Annotated in this window: 14 protein-coding genes; 9 read left to right on the top strand and 5 right to left on the bottom strand. The window is 43.0% G+C overall.

What is annotated here, in order from left to right; translation table 11 throughout:
• Window positions 1-17 precede the first annotated feature (17 nt).
• Window positions 18-581, top strand: a complete 564-nt coding sequence (locus VS868_RS00850; protein WP_345598881.1) for a TlpA disulfide reductase family protein — start codon at window positions 18-20, stop codon at window positions 579-581.
• Here VS868_RS00850 and VS868_RS00845 read toward each other — a convergent pair.
• The 3 genes from VS868_RS00845 to VS868_RS00835 all read right to left on the bottom strand — a co-directional run bounded on the left by VS868_RS00845 (window position 578) and on the right by VS868_RS00835 (window position 6,350).
• Window positions 578-2,110 (bottom strand): GH3 auxin-responsive promoter family protein, encoded by a 1,533-nt coding sequence (locus tag VS868_RS00845; RefSeq protein ID WP_345598880.1) that lies wholly within the window; start codon window positions 2,108-2,110, stop codon window positions 578-580. The two genes, VS868_RS00850 and VS868_RS00845, sit on opposite strands and share 4 nt — an antisense overlap.
• Before the next feature lie 111 nt (window positions 2,111-2,221).
• A complete protein-coding gene (locus VS868_RS00840) occupies window positions 2,222-4,585 on the bottom strand; it encodes an ATP-binding protein (RefSeq protein ID WP_345598879.1) in 2,364 nt (787 codons plus the stop codon).
• A gap of 415 nt (window positions 4,586-5,000) precedes the next feature.
• On the bottom strand, window positions 5,001-6,350 hold the full coding sequence (locus VS868_RS00835) for a DEAD/DEAH box helicase (RefSeq protein WP_345598878.1): 1,350 nt from the start codon (window positions 6,348-6,350) through the stop codon (window positions 5,001-5,003).
• Window positions 6,351-6,474: 124 nt separating this feature from the next.
• Here VS868_RS00835 and VS868_RS00830 point away from each other — a divergent pair, with 124 nt between their 5' ends.
• The 8 genes from VS868_RS00830 to VS868_RS00795 all read left to right on the top strand — a co-directional run bounded on the left by VS868_RS00830 (window position 6,475) and on the right by VS868_RS00795 (window position 18,366).
• Entirely contained in the window at window positions 6,475-7,023 is a 549-nt protein-coding gene (locus VS868_RS00830; RefSeq protein WP_345598877.1) for an NADPH-dependent FMN reductase, read from the top strand.
• Window positions 7,024-7,025: 2 nt separating this feature from the next.
• Window positions 7,026-8,330 carry an anthranilate synthase component I family protein gene (locus tag VS868_RS00825; protein ID WP_345599857.1) on the top strand — a complete coding sequence of 435 codons (1,305 nt, stop codon included), beginning with the start codon at window positions 7,026-7,028 and terminating at the stop codon, window positions 8,328-8,330.
• 25 nt (window positions 8,331-8,355) lie between these two features.
• Window positions 8,356-9,699, top strand: a complete 1,344-nt coding sequence (tilS, locus tag VS868_RS00820; protein ID WP_306419747.1) for a tRNA lysidine(34) synthetase TilS — start codon at window positions 8,356-8,358, stop codon at window positions 9,697-9,699.
• The gene (locus tag VS868_RS00815; protein WP_345598876.1) at window positions 9,696-11,705 is read left to right on the top strand and encodes a cytochrome c biogenesis protein CcdA; all 2,010 of its coding nucleotides are present in this window, start codon (window positions 9,696-9,698) and stop codon (window positions 11,703-11,705) included. Before tilS ends, VS868_RS00815 begins: the two co-directional genes overlap by 4 nt.
• A gap of 66 nt (window positions 11,706-11,771) precedes the next feature.
• Complete coding sequence (locus tag VS868_RS00810) at window positions 11,772-13,640, top strand: CocE/NonD family hydrolase (protein WP_345598875.1); 1,869 nt, start codon at window positions 11,772-11,774, stop codon at window positions 13,638-13,640.
• A 120-nt stretch (window positions 13,641-13,760) separates the two neighbouring features.
• Window positions 13,761-15,593: a DUF885 domain-containing protein gene (locus tag VS868_RS00805; protein WP_345598874.1), complete on the top strand. Its 1,833-nt coding sequence runs from the start codon at window positions 13,761-13,763 to the stop codon at window positions 15,591-15,593.
• Window positions 15,590-16,570: an aldose epimerase family protein gene (locus VS868_RS00800; RefSeq protein WP_345598873.1), complete on the top strand. Its 981-nt coding sequence runs from the start codon at window positions 15,590-15,592 to the stop codon at window positions 16,568-16,570. The genes VS868_RS00805 and VS868_RS00800 overlap by 4 nt, the downstream gene beginning before the upstream one ends.
• Before the next feature lie 119 nt (window positions 16,571-16,689).
• The gene (locus VS868_RS00795) at window positions 16,690-18,366 is read left to right on the top strand and encodes a sodium/sugar symporter (protein WP_266068974.1); all 1,677 of its coding nucleotides are present in this window, start codon (window positions 16,690-16,692) and stop codon (window positions 18,364-18,366) included.
• 122 nt (window positions 18,367-18,488) lie between these two features.
• On the opposite strand, the gene VS868_RS00790 is transcribed toward VS868_RS00795, so the two are convergent.
• Window positions 18,489-19,529, bottom strand: a complete 1,041-nt coding sequence (locus VS868_RS00790; RefSeq protein ID WP_266068973.1) for a UDP-glucose--hexose-1-phosphate uridylyltransferase — start codon at window positions 19,527-19,529, stop codon at window positions 18,489-18,491.
• Window positions 19,530-19,534: 5 nt separating this feature from the next.
• Window positions 19,535-20,695: a galactokinase gene (galK, locus tag VS868_RS00785; RefSeq protein WP_345598872.1), complete on the bottom strand. Its 1,161-nt coding sequence runs from the start codon at window positions 20,693-20,695 to the stop codon at window positions 19,535-19,537.
• Window positions 20,696-20,786 lie beyond the last annotated feature (91 nt).

Raw genomic sequence — 20,786 nt, 5'->3', positions numbered from 1 at the left:
GCACCAGAATTTATCACATGGAATTTTTAAAGAAGAACTGGTCTAACATCCTGTTTATTATTCTCATCATTTTGTTGCTGGTTCCCCAAACCCGGAAACCTATACAGGTGGGTCTTAACCGCATGATCTCGTTTAGCCCTTCTAAAATTGCCGAAGATGAGCGCGATACGCTTGAGAATTACAACTGGAACCTCGTTGATCTAAATGGAGAGCCGGTAAATTTCAAGAGCAGTATCGGGAAAGTGGCCGTAGTAAACCTGTGGGCAACCTGGTGCCCTCCATGTATTGCTGAAATGCCTTCTTTTCAGAAATTGTATGACCAGTATGGCGACAGGGTTGATTTCTATTTTGTTTCTACTGAAGAGGCAGCCAAACTACAACAGTTCTTAAATAAAAAGCACTACAGGCTCCCGGTTTATCAGCCTCTTGATATGGCACCTCAAAAGCTGCAGTCACGCAGTTTACCCACCACCATAGTAATCTCTAAAAAAGGCAAAATAGCAGTAAACAAAAAAGGATCGGCAAACTGGAACGATTTGGGCTTTAAAGGGCTGCTTGATCAGTTGCTGGCCGAAGATTAAATCTCCTGTTGCAGGGAGCTTCTTATGTTGAGAAGTTCTTCAACAAATTCGCGGCTGTTAGAGAGGCGTGGTACCTTATGCTGCCCACCCAGTTTATTTTTACGTTTTAGCCATTCATAGAAAGTACCTTCGGGCATTTCACGCACTACAGGCCGTTCAATGGCGATGTCATTCTTCCGCTTTGAAGCATAATCATCATTGTACCTGCCCAATTCCCTGTCCAGCACATCTGTAAAATTCTCCATATTTGCGGGAGATCTTACAAACTCTATGATCCATTCGTGATATCCCTTTTTACGCCGGTCGTAAAAATAGGGCGCAGCAGTAAAATCGCGGAGAATCGCGCCTGTTTCCCGGCAGGCCTGTGAAATGGCTTTTTCGGCATGTTCAGCAAAAAGATCTTCTCCAAAAACATTGATACAATGCTTGGTACGGCCGCTTATGGTAAAGCGGTACGGGCTGGTGCTGGTGAATTTTATTGTATCTCCAATTTTATAGCGCCACAAACCTGAGTTTGTACTAATCACCATCGAATAATTTTTCCCTAATTCGACTTCACTCAGGGGAATTACCTTCGGGTTTTCTGAAAGGAATTCTTTTTCAGGAATAAACTCATAGAAAATTCCGTAGTTGAGCATCAGCAGGAGGGAAGGATCATCTTTTTGATCCTGAAGTGCAAAAAATCCTTCAGTAGCATTAAAGATCTCCAGGTACCTAAGGCTTTTGTCTTTGTCGAGCTCCTCAAAAAGAGGCCTGTATGGCGCAAAAGAAACAGATCCGTGAAAAAATACCTCAAGATCGGGCCATACATCCTGGATATAGGTAATGTTTTTCTCTTTGATAATGTGCTGGAGCAGTAATAACATCCACATGGGGGAACCGGCAAGGCTGGTAACCCGTTGGTGAGAAGTTATTTCAGCTATCTTTTTGATCTTCTCTTCCCAGTTGTTCATCATAGTGACCTCCAGCCCCGGAGTTCTTCCAAACTGGGCCCAGAATGGAAGGTTTTTCATCACAATGGCCGAGATATTGGCAATATAATGGCTGTTGTTGCTGGACTGCTTTCCTTCCTGGCTACCGCCAATTGACAGGTTTTTTCCGGAAAACAACCTGGCATCGGGGTAGTTGTGAATGTATAAAGCGAGCATATCCCGACCTCCCTGGTAATGACACTGTTCTAATCCTTCTGTAGAAACAGGGATCATTTTGCTAGTGGCTCCCGTGGTTCCCGATGATTTGGCGAACCATTTTATTGGGGTAGGCCAAAGTACGTTAGTTTCCCCTTTTAGGATTAATTCTATATAAGGATGGAGGTCTTCGTAATTATTAAGCGGTACCTGTTCAACAAACTGGCGGTAATTATGAATATCTTTAAAGTGGAATTTCCTTCCGTAATAGGTGTTCTTAGTCGTTTCCAGAAGTTGCTGCAGGACCCGTTGCTGGGTCTCATGAGGATTATTAATGGAATTTTCTAAGTCTTCGATCCGGCTCTTCATCACCAGATTCCCTATGGAATCAATTATCCCCATATATTGCGATCAACTTTTGTAATGATTTTCTTCGTGGAATTTATAAAGAAATCCCCCTCTTTTACAATTGCCGAAGATACACAATAATCGCTTTTTTTGAACTTCACCTGCTTATTTTCCTTTTTTAACGTCTTCATGAACAGGAAAAGTAAGTATAAATGTGGTTCCTTCATTGGGAACACTTTCCACTTCTATTGTCGCATCATGATCGTCAAGGATGTTCTTGACCGAACATAGTCCAATTCCCATGCCGCCGGGTTTTCGTGTGTAAAAAGATTCAAAGAGCCTGTCCAGCTGTTCCTTCACCATTCCACAGCCGTTATCTGTAATGGTAAGGGAGTAAGTGTTTTTTCTTTTCTTAATACTAAGAGTCAGTTTACCCTCATTTGGCACCATTGCTTCACTGGCATTAACAATAATATTCAGTATTGCAATTTGAAGCTTCTCCTCGTCGGCATTTATAAAGTAGGTGCCGCGGTATTTTTTGTAGACACTAACGCCTGTAAGGTAAATACGATCTTTGGCATGACTTAAAGCTTTGTTTGTGGTTCTTGCCAAACAGCACTTTTTCATTTTAGGCTTGGAGTAATTTGATGCCGTTAAAAGATCGGTCACCAAATTATTTAAGGTTGAGGTGCTCCTCTTTATAATGTTAGTGTAGTTCTTTGTATGCGACTCCCGGCCAAGTTTTTCCAGTATGTCTACAGACATGTTGATGCTGGCCAGTGGGTTTCTCAACTCGTGGGCCAGGGTTCTCGCTATTTCTCCTTTAATAGAAAGTTTCTCGGCAGTTATTAAGGCCTGCTGTGTCATTTTTTGGGACTGAACATTTCTTAGGAGAACAATGTACTCTACAACATTTCCTTTTTCATTTCTCATGAACACCTTGCCCCGTGCATTATAACATTCCCATTGTTTTTCATGTGCTTTTAACCTGAACTCTACTTCTAGCACATCATCATCAGAACTTCTTAGAAGTCCACTGTGAAAGCCCAGGGTTTTCTGCCTGTCCTGAGGATGGATTAATGGGAAGATGTCAGGTAGCGACATACCCTCAATTTTCTTCACAGTCATACCTTCTTCAGCCGATATATCTCTGTTGATGTATCTTATTTTCTCGGTATACAGGTTGAAAATCATTATCACATCTGGTGAAGTTTCTACCAGTTGTTTTTTAAATCTGCTGTTTTCCCTTAATTTTTGAGCTTTTAATTTATTCCTCGTAATATTTTCAAGGGAACAGATGAGAAGGCCTTTTTGACGCCTCCCTGAAATTTGGAACCAGTTATTTTTACCGTTACGATCAACTTCGATTTCAAAATCGGCAGATTCTCCTGTCAGCATCGTTTGCTTCAGGGCCTCAAAGACCCCTTTTTCGGTTGCGCCAGGATTATACTTTAGAAAACTACGCCCTACCATTTGGGGTTGGTTGTAGTAGCGGTTAATGATCTTATTTACTCTTACATAGGTAAAATCTACAATGTCATAATTCTCTCCAAAAAGTGGTTTCATTACAAATATGCCTTGTTTTACAGTGTCAAAAACCATCTGGAGCAGTTCATTATTTTCCTCCAGCTCATGGGTACGGCTTTTTACTTTTAGTTCAAGATCCTCGTTTAATTTTTGCAGCTTTTCTTCGGCTTCTTTACGCGGGGTAATGTCTGAGAAAAGGCAGACTACTTTTCTGCTTTTTGAACTTCCTATGGGAAAGGCGTAGACATCAAACCACCGGTGATGTGCAACAGCGTAATCTTCAAAGCGTACAGCCTTTCCTGTAAAAGAGACTTTTCCAAGAGTATTAAACCAGTGGCTCTCATGATCGCGATAAAATTCCCTCATAGTTTGGCCCAGCGGGTTTCTCAAACCGGTATGTTTTTCAAACGCCGGATTGACTTCAACAAAAAGATAATCAATAGGATTCTTTTGCAGGTCAAAGATCATTTCAACCACTCCAAATCCCTGATCTAATGAATTTACCAGGACCCTATAGCGGTTAAGGCTTTCCTGCAGCAGTTGTTCTTTTTCGAGCCCCAGTTCTTTTCTTCCCTTAACGCTGGAATTATCTACAGGTTTGGCAAGGGTAAGAATAAAACTTTCCTTGCGACCCTTAAAGCCGTCATACTTGCGAAATTCAAATTGAAAACTTTTCCAGTGTCCAAAAGCAGATTTTACCCGTATTATCTTTGTTCCTTCTTGGGGATTTGAAGGGGGGTGAGATTTTTTCAGAAGCTGTAAAAAAAACGGGTAATCTTCAGGATGGATCTTTTCCCGGTAAAAGTTGTCGCTGTCTTCTTTAACAGGAGAACTGTCTTTGAAGTATTGCAGAAACCGGTAATTTACTGCCTCAATGGAAAGATCTTCCGCAGAAAAAATAAACAGAAGAAATTCCTGATTATCACGCCCATTAAAAGCACTGGAGAGGCTGTGCGCAGCACCAGTAGAAATTTCATCTGGCATAAAAGTAGTTTTTTGCATCTAAAAAATATTAGACAGCAGTTCTTTCGTTCTGCTCATTCTGATATTAGGCTATTAGGGGAGTAAGTTAAAATTAGGATAAATTTTTAATAACTCAACCATCACAATACCAGATTTTTACAAAAAATATCTTACACATTCCCGGAAGCTGCGTACCTACTGTGTTTTCTCACAGAAAAATTTTCAATTTATTTGCTCAGTTTGTAAAAATCTGCATCAATAGGGGAGGTGTAGCATGTTACTTGGTAGTTTACAATAAGTTAAATGTCCTCTCTTAAAGAAGATAAACGTCAAATTTTTTGGATTAAAGGTGCAGGGTATCCGGAGATCTTCCCTGGATAATCTTACAGTGGCTTAACTAATTATTAAGAAAATCTTATCTTAAAACAGGACCATTAAAAATGTAGAATCGGGTCTATTTTTTCTTCTTACGGTTGTAGTTTTTGTCGCCGCGGGTCTTTGGCTTTTTGTACTTTTTCTTGATCTCCCGGCGATAGGATCCGCCTAAGTTCACTTTTTTGTTCTTATCCTTTTTGTCGTGAAAAGTAGGGCCCGGTTGATCTTCATCTGAAGATTTATTCGGATTGTAAATTTCATCAGATTTAGGCTGTTCTTCCGGAATAAGTTCTGTAGATACTTCCACAGCATCGGGCAAAGGTTGAAAAGAGATCTTCAGGTCCATCAAAGATTCTATCTTCTCAAGATCTTCTGTTTCCGAAGGAGTTGTGAAAAGTATGGCGTGTCCTTCTTTTTCGGCCCTTCCTGTACGGCCAATGCGGTGTATGTAATTTTCGGGGTAGGCAGGAGTATCAAAGTTAATGACGTGGCTCACCTGTTCAATATCGAGACCTCGTGCCATAACGTCTGTAGCTACGAGTATGCGGCAAAATCCGTCTCCAAACTGCCTTATGCTCCTCAAACGGTAGTTCTGGGTCTTGTTGGAATGGATCACGGTACATTCTTCGGGGAAAAGAGGATCGAGGTTTTGAAAAAGCCGATCGGCTATTCTTTTGTTCCCAGCAAAAATGAGCACCTTGTGGAAGGTTTCTTTATCGGCCAGCAGGTGTTTTAGAAGATTCACCTTGGTGTAAAAGTTTGGGACTTCAAAGCCTTCCTGGTTGATGTTTTCCAGCGGGGCACCACTGGCGGCTACCGATACAGTTTCGGGATTTTTAAAGTTTTCCTGAATCAGTTTCTCTACATCGGCCGTCATGGTGGCCGAGAACATAATGTTTTGCCTGTTGGCCGGGAGCAGCTCTAAAATATTCGTCAGCTGGAACCTAAAGCCCAAATCAAGCATCACATCAACTTCATCTATCACCAGCTTTTGAACAGATTTTAACTGCAGGTCGCGGTTAATGGCAAGATCATAAAGTCTACCCGGTGTGGCGACCAAAATATCCAATCCCTGAGCTACCAGTTGTTTTTGAGTATTGATGTTGGTGCCACCGTAAATACCAAGAATGCGCGTGTTTATGTACTTGGTAAGCTTTTCAAGTTCTTCTGCTACCTGCACCACAAGTTCCCGCGTGGGTACCAGAATGAGGATCCTCGGGTTCTTTTGTTCAGAATATTTTAGGGTCTTTAAAAGGGGAAGAAGGTATGCAAGGGTTTTTCCCGTACCTGTCTGGGCAATTCCCACCATATCCCTTCCCGAGAGAATTACAGGTAAAGATTGCTCCTGGATAGGCGTAGGAGTAGAGATCTTTTGATCTTCAAGTGCATTTAATAAGGGAGTAGTAAGGTTGAGGTCCTGAAAAGTCACGCAGTAAAATTTAAGGGGCAAAGTTAAACTTAAATTATTGAAAGCCTATGGGTTTTGTTTAAGCTAAGGCTATCTTTATTTCTTCCCGGCCTATTTTGTATTTTTGACTGCTAATTTTACTACTATGACAAAGATCCTGGCTTTTGCCGGCTCCAACAGCCCAACATCTATCAATCACCAGTTAATTCTCAATGTAACCCGGCGAATTTCAGATCATCAGGTAGAGGTGCTCGAGCTTAACGACCTGGATATTCCTCTTTACAGCATTGTAAAGGAAAAAGAAGGCTTCCCCGAAAACGTCAAGTTTATTTATAAGAAAATTGTTGAGGCTCCTGCTCTAATTATAGCAGTGAATGAGTACAACTCCAATGTTTCAGGGTTTTTCAAGAATATTATCGACTGGCTGTCACGGGTTGAAAAGAATTTTCTCGGGGGCAAGAAGATACTTTTAATGAGTACCTCACCGGGCAAGCGCGGTGGTGCCTCGGCTTTAGAATACTGCAAGAACCAGTTTCCGCGTTTTGGAGGTGAAGTGTTAGAGAGCTTCAGCCTGCCGCAGTTCTACGAAAATTTTGATTCCGAAAAAGGCGTTGTGGTCAATGAGATTTTCGACCTGGGCATCATTGATGTGATCACTTCTTTTTCTCAAAATATTAAGGAAGCAGCGGAGTGAGGATATCCAAAAAGGTCAAATTTGACAAAGATTTTCCCATTAAAAAGGCGCTGTTGCACTGGGCCCGCCAGTACAATGAAGTAGTGTGGTTAGACAGCAATGAACATAAAGACGGCTACTCTAATTTTGAGGCTTTACTCGCCGTAGATGCCTTTACAGCCATTCAAACCGATGCTTCGGAAGCTTTTGACAAGCTTAAGGAATACCAGGAAACCACTGCCGACTGGATTTTTGGATATCTCACTTATGATCTCAAAAATGACGTGGAACACCTGAAGAGCAACAACCACGACGGGCTTTTTTTTCCTGAATTGTTCTTTTTTCAGCCGAAGAAGATCATTACTCTGAAAGCAAATGAACTCGAGTTGAATTATCTCGGGTTAGTAGATGATGAGCTGGAAGAAGACCTGGAACAGATCCTTCAAAAAGGGCATTTTCAGGAGGGAATTTTTCCGGTGGTGAAAAATGAGATCAGGCTAAGACCCCGAATCTCAAAAGAGGCTTATTTCCTGAAAGTTCAGGAAATGTTGGGGCATATTCAGCGGGGAGATATCTATGAAGCCAATTTTTGTCAGGAATTCTATGCTGAAAGTGCCATTTTTGATCCATTTCTGAAATTTTCAGCCTTAAATGATATTTCCAAACCTCCTTTTGCCACATTTTTCAGAAATAACGATCATTATTTGCTATCAGCTTCCCCCGAAAGATACCTTCAGAAGAAAGGTGACCAATTAATTTCCCAGCCCATAAAAGGAACTGCGCCCAGAGCCCTTTTTGATCCCGAAAAAGATAAAGAACTTGCCCTGCAGCTTGAAAGAGATCCTAAAGAAAGGTCAGAAAATATCATGATTGTAGATCTGGTTCGCAATGACCTTTCAAAAACAGCAAAAAAAGGCAGTGTTGAGGTAACCGAACTTTGCAGGGTGTACAGCTTTAGGCAGGTGCACCAAATGATATCTACTGTAAAAGCAAGGCTGGAGGAAGGTATACCTGCAGTTGAGGTGCTGCGCACTACTTTTCCTATGGGGAGTATGACGGGTGCTCCCAAGATCTCGGCTATGGAGATCATTGAAGAGCTGGAAGAAACGAGGCGTGGCCTGTATAGCGGGGCTGTAGGATATTTTGATCCTGCAGGCGATTTTGATTTTAACGTGGTGATCCGCAGTATTTTATATAATCAGGCTTCTAAATACGTGTCTTTTTCGGTAGGTAGCGCCATCACGTCGCGTTCTATCCCCGAAAATGAATATGAAGAATGCCTGGTAAAAGCGGCAGCATTAAAAAAGGTGCTGGAGGAGCACGATTAAAGGGAATTCTTCAGAAAAAAGAGTATTGCAACCCATCCATTTTGATATCTTTGAGCCTATGCTGTCAAAGTTCAAAAAACACCTTGAGGAACAGTTTTCTAAAACCCTTACACGCAAGATACTTCTTGCCGTGAGTGGCGGTGTAGACAGTGTGGTGCTGGCCCATTTGTGCCGGCAGGCAGGTCTTGACATAGCTCTTGCCCACTGTAATTTTAACCTGCGGGGAGAAGAGAGCGAAGGCGACGAATCTTTTGTTCTGGAACTTGCAGATGCGTTGGAAACTGAAATTTTTATTGAAGGTTTTGAAACTGAAGCTTATGCTGCCGGGAAGAAAATTTCCATTCAAATGGCGGCAAGGGAGCTAAGGTACAATTGGTTTAGGGAGCTGCGCGAAACATTGCAGTTTGACTATATTTTCACAGCCCATCACGCCAATGACAATCTTGAAACTGTTCTCATCAACCTTATAAGAGGAACAGGGCTGGAAGGCCTCACAGGAATTCCAGATGTTAATGATTGTGTTATTCGGCCGTTGTTGCCTTTCTCGCGGGAGGAAATAGAAAAATATGCCCGTGGGCAGGAGCTTCAGTGGCGTGAAGACAGCAGCAATGCATCTACCAAATACTTCAGGAACAAAGTTCGGCTGGAGGTGATCCCTACGTTGCTGGAAATGAATCCGCAGTTATTGGAGAGTTTCGCAAAAACCCGAAGTCATCTGCAACAAAGTTCCCAGCTTATTGAAGATTATGTTTCGGTGATTTTTCCGAAGGTGGCAAAGCAGGAAGAGTATGGGTATTCTTTTAAGGTTAAATTGCTGCAGGCCCTTCCCAGTACAAAAGCCGTGATGTACGAACTTTTTAAGTCTTTTGGCTTTACCGAATGGGAGGATGTGCACGGCCTGCTGGAGTCACAACCCGGAAAAATCGTCTACTCAAAAACCCACAGGCTTATAAGGGGGCGGGAAGATTTACTGCTCACCGTTGTTTCCCCGCTGGAAGATAAGATCTATACCATCAAAGAAGATGAAGAAGTGGTGATGCTGCCCATGGGTACTTTTCAGTTTGAACCGGCAGAAGAGCTGGAAAAAAGCGATGCTAGCGTCATCTTTCTTGATCGGGACAAGCTGCAATTTCCCCTCACTGTAAGAAAGTGGCAGCAGGGCGATTATTTTTATCCGTTTGGGATGAAAGGGAAGAAAAAAATAAGCAAGTTTTTCAAAGATGAGAAGTTATCTTTGCCACAAAAAGAAAATTGCTGGTTGCTGTGTTCGGGGCAGGAAATTGTTTGGGTAATAAACTACCGTGCCGATGCACGCTTTGCTGTTGAAGACAGTACACAGGAAATTCTGAGATTAAGTTACACACCATGAGATTACCGATTCTTTTAATTGTTTTCTTTTTAAGTTTTTTTAATGCTGAAGCCCAGATCTTTGACCCCAATAACCTGGGGCAGGGCATGGAAGACCCTATTGAATGGGAGGCCAGGGTAGAGCAGGAGAACGATTCAATATACCAGCTCGTATTTTCGGCATTTTTGGAACCCGGCTGGCACCTCTATTCCCAAGAGGAAGTGAAGATTGACATTGCACCTATTCCTACAGCTTTTACTTTTTCTGAAGCTCCCGGAAAATTTGAACTCGTGGGGCCTACCGTTGAACCCGATGTTCCTGCGCTATATGATGCGGTGTTTGAAGCCGACATTACGTACTTTGAAGGGGAAGCTGTTTTCAAACAAAAGATCAAAGTGCTGGACTCAACTGATCTGTTCATCACTGCGGAAGTTTACTTTTCGGTTTGTGACGATGAAAAATGTCTTCCGCCCGAAACAGAGCGGTTTACTTTCAATATAGGAGAGAATCAGATAGAAGAAGGCTTTACAGACCTCGAGGTTTCAGATAAAGATCAGCGGCTTACCGAAGCTTTGCATATTGATGTAAAAGGTGTGGGCGGAGTAGATATTGCTGACGAAAAAGGGCATAATTACACCACCATTTTTTTCCTTGGTTTCATTGGCGGACTTATCGCATTGCTCACGCCTTGTGTGTTTCCTATGATTCCGTTGACCGTTTCCTTCTTTACAAAAGGAGCAAAAACCCGCAGAAAAGGACTTGTTAATGCAATCATGTACGGCGTATTTATTTTCCTTATTTACCTATTGCTCAGTTTGCCGTTCCACCTGCTGGATTCGCTTGACCCCGGCATCCTCAACAACATTTCTACCAACACCACATTGAACATTATTTTCTTTGTGATCTTTATATTTTTCGCTTTTTCATTTTTTGGGTATTACGAGATCACCCTGCCCAGTTCCTGGAGCAACAAAATGGACGACAAGGCTTCCAGCTTTGGAGGGGTTATAGGTGTTTTCTTTATGGCGCTTACCCTGGCGCTGGTATCTTTCTCCTGTACAGGACCCATTTTAGGATCTCTGCTGGGAAGTTCCCTTACTACCGATGGTGGTGCAATCCAGTTATCTTTCGGGATGGGAGGCTTTGGGCTGGCTCTGGCGCTTCCGTTTGCATTGTTTGCACTTTTTCCCAACTGGCTCAATTCGCTGCCAAAAAGCGGTGGCTGGCTCAATTCAGTAAAAGTTGTGCTCGGTTTCATCGAACTGGCACTTGCATTCAAGTTCCTTTCCAATGCCGACTTGGTGCAACACTGGGGGCTTCTAAAAAGGGAAATTTTCATTGGCATCTGGATCGTTGTAGGCATCGGTTTACTGCTCTATCTCTTTGGAGTGCTGCGCTTTCCTCATGATGGGCCAAAATCGAAATTGGGTAAGGGAAGATTGCTGCTGGGTATTGCAACCCTCGCTTTTGTGGTCTACCTCGTGCCCGGCCTCACCAACACGCCTGCAGCCAACCTTAAGTTGCTTAGCGGTTTCCCGCCACCTTTATTTTACAGCGTCTACGAAAAAGAAACCGAAGGGCCTTTAGGTTTAAAAGCTTACAAAGATTTTGATGAAGGCGTTGCGGCGGCAAAAGCTGAAAATAAACCCATACTTCTCGATTTTACCGGCTGGGCCTGTGTAAACTGCCGAAAAATGGAGGAGCAGGTTTGGAGTGACCCCCAGGTTTTTGATCTTATGCAGGATGAATTTGTGCTCATTTCCCTTTATGTAGATGACCGCAAAGAGCTGCCCGAAGATCAAAAGTTTAACTATCAGAAGCCTACAGGAGGCATTAAGAAAATAGAAACCATAGGAGACAAATGGGCTACTTTTCAAACACTTAACTTCCGGAATAACTCCCAGCCGTTCTATGTTTTGCTCGATCACAACATGAACATGCTCAATCAACCGGTTGGATATACGCCAAATTCAGAAGAGTTTGCAAGCTGGTTAAATGAAGGTGTAGAAGAATTTAACGCCCAGTAAAGTTTACCGGCAGCAGGTTTTTGAAAGGAATTTCTATCTTTAGGGACTTCAAAACTTAGCTTACAGATGAAATTTTTCAAAATTTATTTCCTGCCGGTGCTGTTTGTGCTGGTTAGCAGCCGTGGATTAGCACAAACCGCAACTGAATATGAAGTCAAAGACCACTACACCAAAAAGGAGGTGGTCATTCCTATGAGAGATGGTACAAAGCTTCATACCACCATTTTTTCCCCAAAAGATACTTCTAAGGAGTATCCAATCCTCATGACCCGCACACCATATAGCTCAAGGCCGTATGGAGAAGGGCAGTTCCGGTCACAGTTAGGGCCCAACGAATATTTGATGAAGCAGGGGAATATCTTCGTGTACCAGGATGTGCGCGGCAGGTGGATGAGCGAAGGCGTGTACGACAATATGCGAGCTTTTATTCCGAAGAAAAAAGGAAATCAGTTTGATGAAGCCAGCGATACTTATGACACTGTAGAATGGTTGGTGAAGAATGTAAAGAACAACAATGGGCGCGTGGGCCTTTGGGGTATTTCTTACCCAGGTTTTTACGCCACTTATTCCCTTTTGGCCAATCATCCGGCAATAAAAGCGGTTTCGCCACAGGCTTCTATCGGGGATTTCTTTTTTGATGATTTTCACCACAATGGTGCCTATATGTTGAGCTACTGGCGGGCTACGGCTGTTTTTGGATATGAAAAAAGCACCCCCAGCGATACTGCCTGGTATGCTTTTCCCGAGCTCAATACCAAAGATCAATATCAGTTCTTCCTCGATGCGGGGCCTCTTAAAAATCTCGATAAGTATTACGGAGAAGACAATGTTTTCTGGCAACAGCTTAAGGAGCACCCTAATTACGACGAGTTTTGGCAAAAACGCGGAATTGTACAACATTTAAATGATATTAAACCTGCAGTAATGGTTGTTGGCGGCTTATTTGATGCCGAAGATCTTTACGGGCCGTTCAATATTTATGAGACCATAGAGAAGAACAGCGATACTTATAATATGCTTGTAATGGGGCCCTGGAGCCACGGTGACTGGGCTCGTAAAAAAGATCGGCAGGCTATTGGGAATGTGTATTTTGGAGATAATATTTCTGAAAATTATCAAAAGGAAGTGGAGACCCTCTTTTTTAACCACTTTTTAAAAGGAGAGGCTGATGAACATCTTGCGCTTCCTGAAGCTTACATGTTCGATACTGGCTTGATGGAATGGAAAACCTATGAAGCCTGGCCTCCAAAAATGGCAAAAAAGAAGGCCTTTTACCTGGGTGATGATCAGCAGCTAATTGCAGGGCCTGTAGCTGTTCCTGCTGTTGCCTCTGGTGCCGAAACATTCATTAGCGACCCCAATAAACCGGTGCCTTATTCTGAAGATATCAAAATGGTCTTTACTCCGCGGAAGTACATGACCGATGATCAGCGTTTTGCAGCACGCAGGCCCGATGTGCTGGTTTATGAAACTGAAGTTTTAGAGGAAGACTTCACTTTGGCCGGAGAAGTGCTGGCAAAATTGCAGGTGGCGACTACAGGAACAGCGGCTGATTGGATTGTGAAAGTTGTTGATGTTTTTCCGCCCGATGCCGAAGATTTCGAAGAAACACAGGATTATCTCTCTATGAGCAATTACCACATGATGGTTCGCAGCGAAGTTATAAGAGGCAGGTTTAGAAACAGTTTCTCCAATCCTGAACCTTTTGAACCTAACAAGAAGACAGAAGTAAACCTGCAACTTCAGGATGTGCACCACACCTTCAAAAAAGGTCATAAATTGCAAATTCAGGTGCAAAGCAGCTGGTTTCCGTTAATCGACCTTAATCCGCAGACCTACGTAGACAATATTTTTGAAGCCGAAGAAGAGGATTTTCAAAAGCAGGAACACAAAGTCTTCCACGATTCCCAGATTATTTTCTCGGTGCTGGAATAGAATACTGAGGTGTCAAAAATGCCATTTTTGACATCTCTTTTTCTTTGACTGTGCCGCTGCAGGATTGCAGTTTATTTACTATTTTCAACATTCAATTTTCAGGATCAAATTATAGTGCCCATGAAGATCAAAATCATCAAAACCCTGCTTTTACCTGTCATTATTCTGGCCTTTTCTGCCTGCAGGAATGCTTCAGAAGAAACAGAGATCACTTCGGAAGAAATTCAGCAGGAAACAGCACAATTAAATCTCTTTTTTGAGGAGGAATTTCAGAAAGATCTTGCCGATTCTCCCATGCTGCAAACCCGCCTCGGAATAAAAACAAATTATGATTCCTGGGACGATTTTTCGCACTTGCGCTACGCCGATGATCTTAAAAAGGCAAGGCAAAGGCTCGATTTTCTGAAAGATGAAGTAAATCCTGAAGCTCTTGAAGGACAGGCAGCACTCAGTTATAAACTCTATCGCCAACAGCTGGAAAACGAGATTGAAGATTACGATTTTAGGCTTTACAACTACCCGGTGAATCAAATGTTTGGGGTTCATGCGCAGTTGCCGGCATTTTTGATCAATATGCATAAGATCGATTCGGTAAGTGATGCAAAAGCATACATTGCCCGGCTCAACAAGATCCCCGCAGTAATAGACGATGTAATAAAAGGGCTTGAACTACGGGAAATGAACCAGATTATGCCGCCGGCTTTTGTGTTTGCACAGACGGTTGAGGCTTCCCAAAATCTGCTGAAAGGACGCCCTTTTGAGAAATCGGCCGAAGCAAGTACTCTTTTAGAAGATTTTCGCAGTAAAGTGGAAAAGCTGGAGGTTCCGGAAGCTCAAAAAGATAAATTGATCCTGGAGGCTCAGGAAGCCCTGCTCAATTCAGTTAAACCGGCTTACGAAAACCTGATTGCAAAGCTGAAGGACCAGCAACAGCGTGCTACAGCCGATCATGGTGCGTGGAAATTTCCGAAGGGAAAAGCCTTTTATGAGAATGCATTGAAAAGGACTACCACTACCGATTTATCTGCTGAAGAGATCCACGAAATTGGCCTTAGTGAGGTGGCGCGTATTCATAAAGAAATGGAAGATATTATGAAGCAGGTGGGCTTTAACGGCAGCCTGAAGGATTTTTTCCAGTTTATGCGTGAAGATGACCAGTTTTACTATGAAAATTCAGAAGAAGGCAGGCAGCAGTATTTAGCCGAAGCCAAAGCGGCCATTAATAAAATTAAAGGGCGTCTCGACGGGCTGTTTTTAACGCAACCCGAAGCAGATATTGTGGTGAAGGCCGTTGAGCCTTTCAGGGAGAAAAGTGCAGGGAAGGCATTTTATCAGCAGCCGGCAATAGACGGCTCCCGTCCGGGAACTTATTACGCCAATCTTTATGATATGGAGGCTATGCCCACTTATCAGTTGGAAGCGCTTGCTTATCACGAGGGCATACCCGGGCACCACATGCAGCTTGCCATTGCCCAGGAACTGGACAGTTTGCCGATGTTTAGGAAATTGGGAGGATACGGTGCATACGTTGAAGGCTGGGGCCTTTACAGTGAATTGGTGCCGAAAGAAATAGGTTTCTATGAAGATCCATATTCCGATTTTGGAAGACTGGCTATGGAACTCTGGAGATCAATCAGGCTGGTGGTTGACACCGGAATTCACTCAAAAAAATGGACACGTGATGAGGCTATCGATTATTACGTTCAAAATTCCCCCAACGCCGAAAGTGATGCGGTAAAAATGGTAGAGCGGCACATAGTAATGCCGGGGCAGGCTACTGCCTATAAAATTGGAATGAACAAGATCCTGGAATTGCGGGAATATGCAAAAAAGGAATTGGAAGAAGATTTTGATATTCGGGAATTTCATGAGGTAGTCCTTACCAACGGGGCTGTTCCGTTAAATATACTTGAAGAACTGGTTGTAGAATGGGTTAATAATAAAAAAGCTTGAAAACAAAAGACACGGCCGAAGAGTTAAAGCTCTTAAGGCTTAAAAATCCAAAAGGAACAGAACTGGAAATCCTCAATTTTGGAGCTACGATCTTCAGTTTAAAGGTAAATGGTACAAATGTAGTTGTAGGGCCTTCCCGCCCGGAAGAATACCTCTCTGAGGCCTACCACCAGCAGGGGAAATACTTTGGAGCGACAGTGGGCCGCTATGCCGGCCGAATCTCGAAAGGGCAATTCACCCTTGATGGGGAAACCTATAAACTTCACGAAAAGAATGGCGTACACCTTCACGGAGGTAACTGCGGATTTTCTTATAAATTCTGGAAACTCATTGAGCAGGGAGAAGGGCATAATCCATACGTGGTGCTGGAATATTTTTCTCCTGATGGGGAAGAGGGCTACCCCGGAAATCTTACAGTTCGGGTAAAATACACGCTTACAGAAGAAAACGAGGTGAGTATAGCTTATTGGGCAAAAACAGATAAAGACACTGTGGTGAATATTACCAACCACGCATATTTTAACCTGAATGGTAGTGGTGATGTGAATGGTCACCGGCTCAAGATTCCTGCAGATGCATTCCTTGAGCCCGATGCCCAACTGGTGCCAACAGGAAAGATGACCGGTGTGACGGGTACCGAATTTGATTTTAGGGAGGTAGCATTAATAGGAGAGGTGCCGTTAGATACCGTGTATCAATTGAACGGGAATGGAGAAAAGATCTTTCTGAAAGGAGACAAATCGGGAATAAAGCTGGAGGTAGAAACCAATCAGCCGGCTGTGGTGGTTTACGTTCCCGAAGATCTGCCCACAGATTGGGAGTATTCTACAGAGGTAGGATCTGAACGTGCTGCAGTATGTCTTGAGACCCAAAAATTTCCAGATGCCCCGCATCATTCCCATTTTCCATCGGTAAGATTAAGTCCGGGAGAAACTTATGAGAATACCACCAAATGGAAGTTTATAACCGGTTCATAACTTTAACTGTATAACTTACCTTTATTTTTGCTAATCTCTTATATTTAACAAAATTTTAGTAGGCCCCGACCTGCGTGGTGGTGGCCTGCGATCACTAATTCTCCTTAATTTTTGGTTTTATGGAATTTGCATTACTCGATAAGATAATTTTTGCCTGCTATGCATTGATGATCATTGGGATAGGACTATGGGTCTCCCGTGGCAAAGGAAAAACTTCAGAAGATTACTTCCTGGCAAGTAAGTCGCTTCCGTGGTGGGCTATTGGTACTTCGCTTATTGCGGCCAACATTTCCGCAGAACAATTTATTGGAATGTCGGGTTCCGGTTTTGCGATCGGGCTGGCTATTGCTTCATACGAGTGGATGGCGGCTATTACACTTATTATTGTGGGGAAATACTTTCTTCCCATTTTTATTGAAAAGGGGCTGTACACCATTCCCGAATTTATTGAGGTAAGGTACAGTACGAACCTAAAAACAATCCTTGCGGTCTTCTGGATCGCACTTTTTATATTTGTTAACCTTACATCGGTTCTCTACCTGGGTGCTACTGCTTTAGATACTATTGTAGGTTCGGGAGATGGATCTATCTTCCTGTATTCTATTATAGGACTTGCGCTGTTTGCAGCTGCCTACTCTTTGTATGGCGGACTCGCTGCCGTGGCATGGACAGATGTTGTACAGGTGGTTCTTTTGATCGTGGGTGGTTTGATCACTACTTATATAGGTCTTTCTCATGTTTCTGAAGACGGCGGAATTATTTCGGGAATTGTCACCATATACGAACAGGTGCCCGAAAAATTCTCTATGATCCTTGAAAAAGGAGAGATCATTACCCCTGGCGGGAAAGATGCCTGGTGGGATCTTCCTGGTTTGGCTGTTCTTCTTGGAGGGATGTGGGTAGCAAACCTTTACTACTGGGGCTTTAACCAGTATATTATTCAAAGGACCCTTGCCGCCAAGAGTTTGCGGGAGTCTCAAAAAGGGATCATTCTTGCAGGGTTTCTGAAGCTTTTAATTCCGTTGATCGTGGTTGTACCGGGAATCATCGCTTATGTGATGAACACCGGCCCCGGCGGAGCTTTTGGCCCTGAATTTACAGATCCTTCTTTTGTTGCTGAAGGTGGCAGGATCATTAATGACAATGCTTTCCCATGGCTGATTAAAGAATTTGTGCCAATTGGGTTGAAAGGGCTTGTATTGGCAGCTCTTGCGGCGGCCATAGTTTCTTCAATTGCCTCTATGCTTAACTCTACTGCAACCATCTTTACAATGGATATTTACAAGCCGTACATACAAAAAGGAGCTTCTGAAAAACGACTTGTAACTGTAGGAAGGCTTTCAGCTACCCTTGCCCTTGTCATTGCTGTGTTACTGGCGCCACAACTTAGAAGTTTAGGACAGGTTTTTCAATATATTCAGGAGTACACAGGGGTGGTTAGCCCGGGAATCCTGGCCGTGTTCATGCTGGGCTTGTTCTGGAAAAAAACGACCAACAATGCAGCTATTTTTGGGGTGCTGGCTTCTATTCCTATCGCCCTCTATTTTAAAGTAGGTCCTTCAGGATGGATTGATAGTCCGATTTTCGTGGAATTGCCATTTATGCACCAAATGTTTATCACCTGGATACTTACCATGGCGATTATGATGTTGTTTAGCTATGTTGAGAATAAAGGTGCAACGCATCCAAAAGCGATAATTATTAGCAAAAGCCTCTTTAAGACAGGGCCGGCCTTTAATATTGGTGCTTTTGCGATCTTATTGATCGTAACAATGTTGTACGCAATTTTCTGGTAGATCTCTTCGGAAGTTTTTAATAAAAAAAGACCGTCAAATGATGGTCTTTTTTTATTTGGACGGCTTCAGAAATTTATATGAATAAAGCTGAAGAGGGTTTCAAAAATGGCATTTTTGACACCTTATTCCAGCGTGTAATGTTGGTCTGGAAGTTCCCTAAGAGTTTCTGCAGCCTGTTCAGCAGTGATGTCCCTCTGCGGGCTGGCAAAAAGCTCATATCCCACCATGAATTTCTTCACTGTTTTAGACCTTAACAGCGGGGGATAGAAAGACATGTGGAAATGCCATTCGGGATAATCGCTGTTGTTTGTGGGCTGTTGATGGATTCCCGAAGAATAGGGGAAAGAGGTTTGAAACAGGTTGTCGTATTTTATGGTGAGCTGTTTCAGGATCTCTGCATAAGCTTTTTCCTCTTCCGCAGTAAGCTGGCCAATATGTTGCATTTGCCGCCGCGGGATGATCATGGTTTCGTAAGGCCAAATTGCCCAGTAGGGCACAAGGGCAACAAAATGTTCATTTTTAATGACGATCCTTTCTTCTAATTTTAATTCCTGCTCAAGGTAATCTCCTAAAAGGCTTCTCTTATTGCGTTCCCAGTATTTTTTCTGATGTTCGGTCTTTTTTTGTACTTCTACCGGAACAGAAAGCTGTGCCCATATTTGCCCGTGTGGGTGCGGATTGCTACACCCCATCATGTCGCCTTTGTTCTCGAAGATCATAACGTGATTAATATCTTCCATGTTACCCAAATCGGCATATTCTTCTTTCCATTTTTGTACAACCTTAATGATATCTTCTGTCTCCATTACGGGCAGCGTGAGGGAATGATCGGGGGAAAAACAAACTACCCGGCAAAGGCCTGTTTCAGAACTTGCCTTTAACAATCCATCTTCAAAGTCTTCCTGTGGGCCTCCCGGCAATAATGCAGAAAAGTCGTTTCTAAAAGTATATGGCTCAACATACTCTGGATTCGTGTCTCCGCTAGCCCTTTTATTTCCGGGGCAAAGAAAGCAGTCGGCGTCATAAGAAGGCCTTTTTTCTTCAGCCACTTTTTCAAGTCGCCCCTGCCAGGGCCTTTTGGTGCGGTGGGGAGACACCAGGATCCATTCTCCTGTTAGAATATTATACCTTTTGTGAGGATGAGTATTGAAATCTTCAGACATGAATATTAATTTTTGATGAGGTAGGTACCCTGTTCGGGTGATACGACTATAGCTTCAGGAGTGATGTTGAATTCCTTTTGATATGCTTCCGAAGCAATTTTTATAAACTCTTCAATAGCGTTTTCTTCAATTAAATTAATGGTGCAGCCACCAAAGCCGCCGCCCATCATCCTCGCACCTTTAACCGGAGCATATTCGGTAGTGAGATCTACCAGAAAATCCAGTTCTTTACAGCTCACCTGGTATTCGTCGCGCAAGCCCTTGTGAGACTGGTACATGAGCAGCCCAAATTGTTCGAGGTCTTTTTGCTTCATAGCTTCTACGGCTTTAAGCACTCTTTCATTTTCTGAAACCACATAATGGGCCCGGGTGTAAAGCAGCTCGGGCAGGGTGTCTTTAAATTCGGCCAGGCGTGCCAGGTTAACGTCTCTTAGCGAGGCAACTTCGGGGTATCTTTGGTTTATAAATTTCACGGCCTCCTCACATTCTTTTCTGCGGGTGTTGTACTCGCTCGAGGCAAGGCTGTGTGAAACTCCAGTATTTAAAAGCAGCAGTTTGTGACCTTCAAAATCGGCCGGAATATAAGTAGCTTCAAGATTGCGGCAGTCAAGCAAAATGAGATGTCCCTCTTTACTTAGAATCGAAGAATATTGATCCATAATCCCGCATTTTGTGCCCACATAATTGTGTTCGGCATTCCTCGAAAGTTCGGCTATGGCCTGGCGGGAAAGATCGAGGTGAAAGAGTTCGTTCAGGCCAAAGGCTACTCCGCATTCCAGCGCAGCAGAAGAACTTATGCCGGCACCCACGGGTAGATCACTTTCAATAATGCAATCAAAACCTTCGGGATATTCCCCAAGTTTCTGTATTTCGTTGACCACCCCTAAAATGTAATTCTCCCACTCTTCATCACTTCTGGAGATTTGCCGGAGATCAAATTTTAAGTATTTCTGGTAAGTTTTGCTGTACACGTTGCAGGTGTAGGGAGTGTGGTTGGCTCTAAAGTGCAGCTTAATGGTCTTATCTATTGCTGTAGGCAGCACAAAACCATTGTTATAGTCTGTATGCTCACCAATAAGATTGATCCTGCCGGGGGCATATACCGTGAATTTTTTTTTAAAATTTCTGAAAGGTTCTGGTACGGTATCTTCCGTTATATTTTTCACAATGCTGAAAATTTAATTTTCTCAAAGTTAATAATTGTATATCGTACAATCATTTTTTAATCCGAAAAAAAATGGTTTTTTTGTAGTAAGT

The organism is Salinimicrobium sp. 3283s (assembly GCF_039602225.1).
Classification (GTDB): Bacteria; Bacteroidota; Bacteroidia; order Flavobacteriales; family Flavobacteriaceae; genus Salinimicrobium; species Salinimicrobium profundisediminis.
This window is presented reverse-complemented; position numbering and strand designations above follow the sequence as displayed.

Bases quoted from the DNA above. Each gene is read 5' to 3' on its own strand.
- VS868_RS00850 (WP_345598881.1), top strand. From the start codon at position 18: ATGGAATTTTTAAAGAAGAACTGGTCTAACATCCTGTTTATTATTCTC.
- VS868_RS00845 (WP_345598880.1), bottom strand. From the start codon at position 2,110: ATGGGGATAATTGATTCCATAGGGAATCTGGTGATGAAGAGCCGGATC.
- VS868_RS00840 (WP_345598879.1), bottom strand. From the start codon at position 4,585: ATGCAAAAAACTACTTTTATGCCAGATGAAATTTCTACTGGTGCTGCG.
- VS868_RS00830 (WP_345598877.1), top strand. From the start codon at position 6,475: ATGACAAAGATCCTGGCTTTTGCCGGCTCCAACAGCCCAACATCTATC.
- VS868_RS00815 (WP_345598876.1), top strand. From the start codon at position 9,696: ATGAGATTACCGATTCTTTTAATTGTTTTCTTTTTAAGTTTTTTTAAT.
- VS868_RS00810 (WP_345598875.1), top strand. From the start codon at position 11,772: ATGAAATTTTTCAAAATTTATTTCCTGCCGGTGCTGTTTGTGCTGGTT.
- VS868_RS00805 (WP_345598874.1), top strand. From the start codon at position 13,761: ATGAAGATCAAAATCATCAAAACCCTGCTTTTACCTGTCATTATTCTG.
- VS868_RS00795 (WP_266068974.1), top strand. From the start codon at position 16,690: ATGGAATTTGCATTACTCGATAAGATAATTTTTGCCTGCTATGCATTG.
- VS868_RS00790 (WP_266068973.1), bottom strand. From the start codon at position 19,529: ATGTCTGAAGATTTCAATACTCATCCTCACAAAAGGTATAATATTCTA.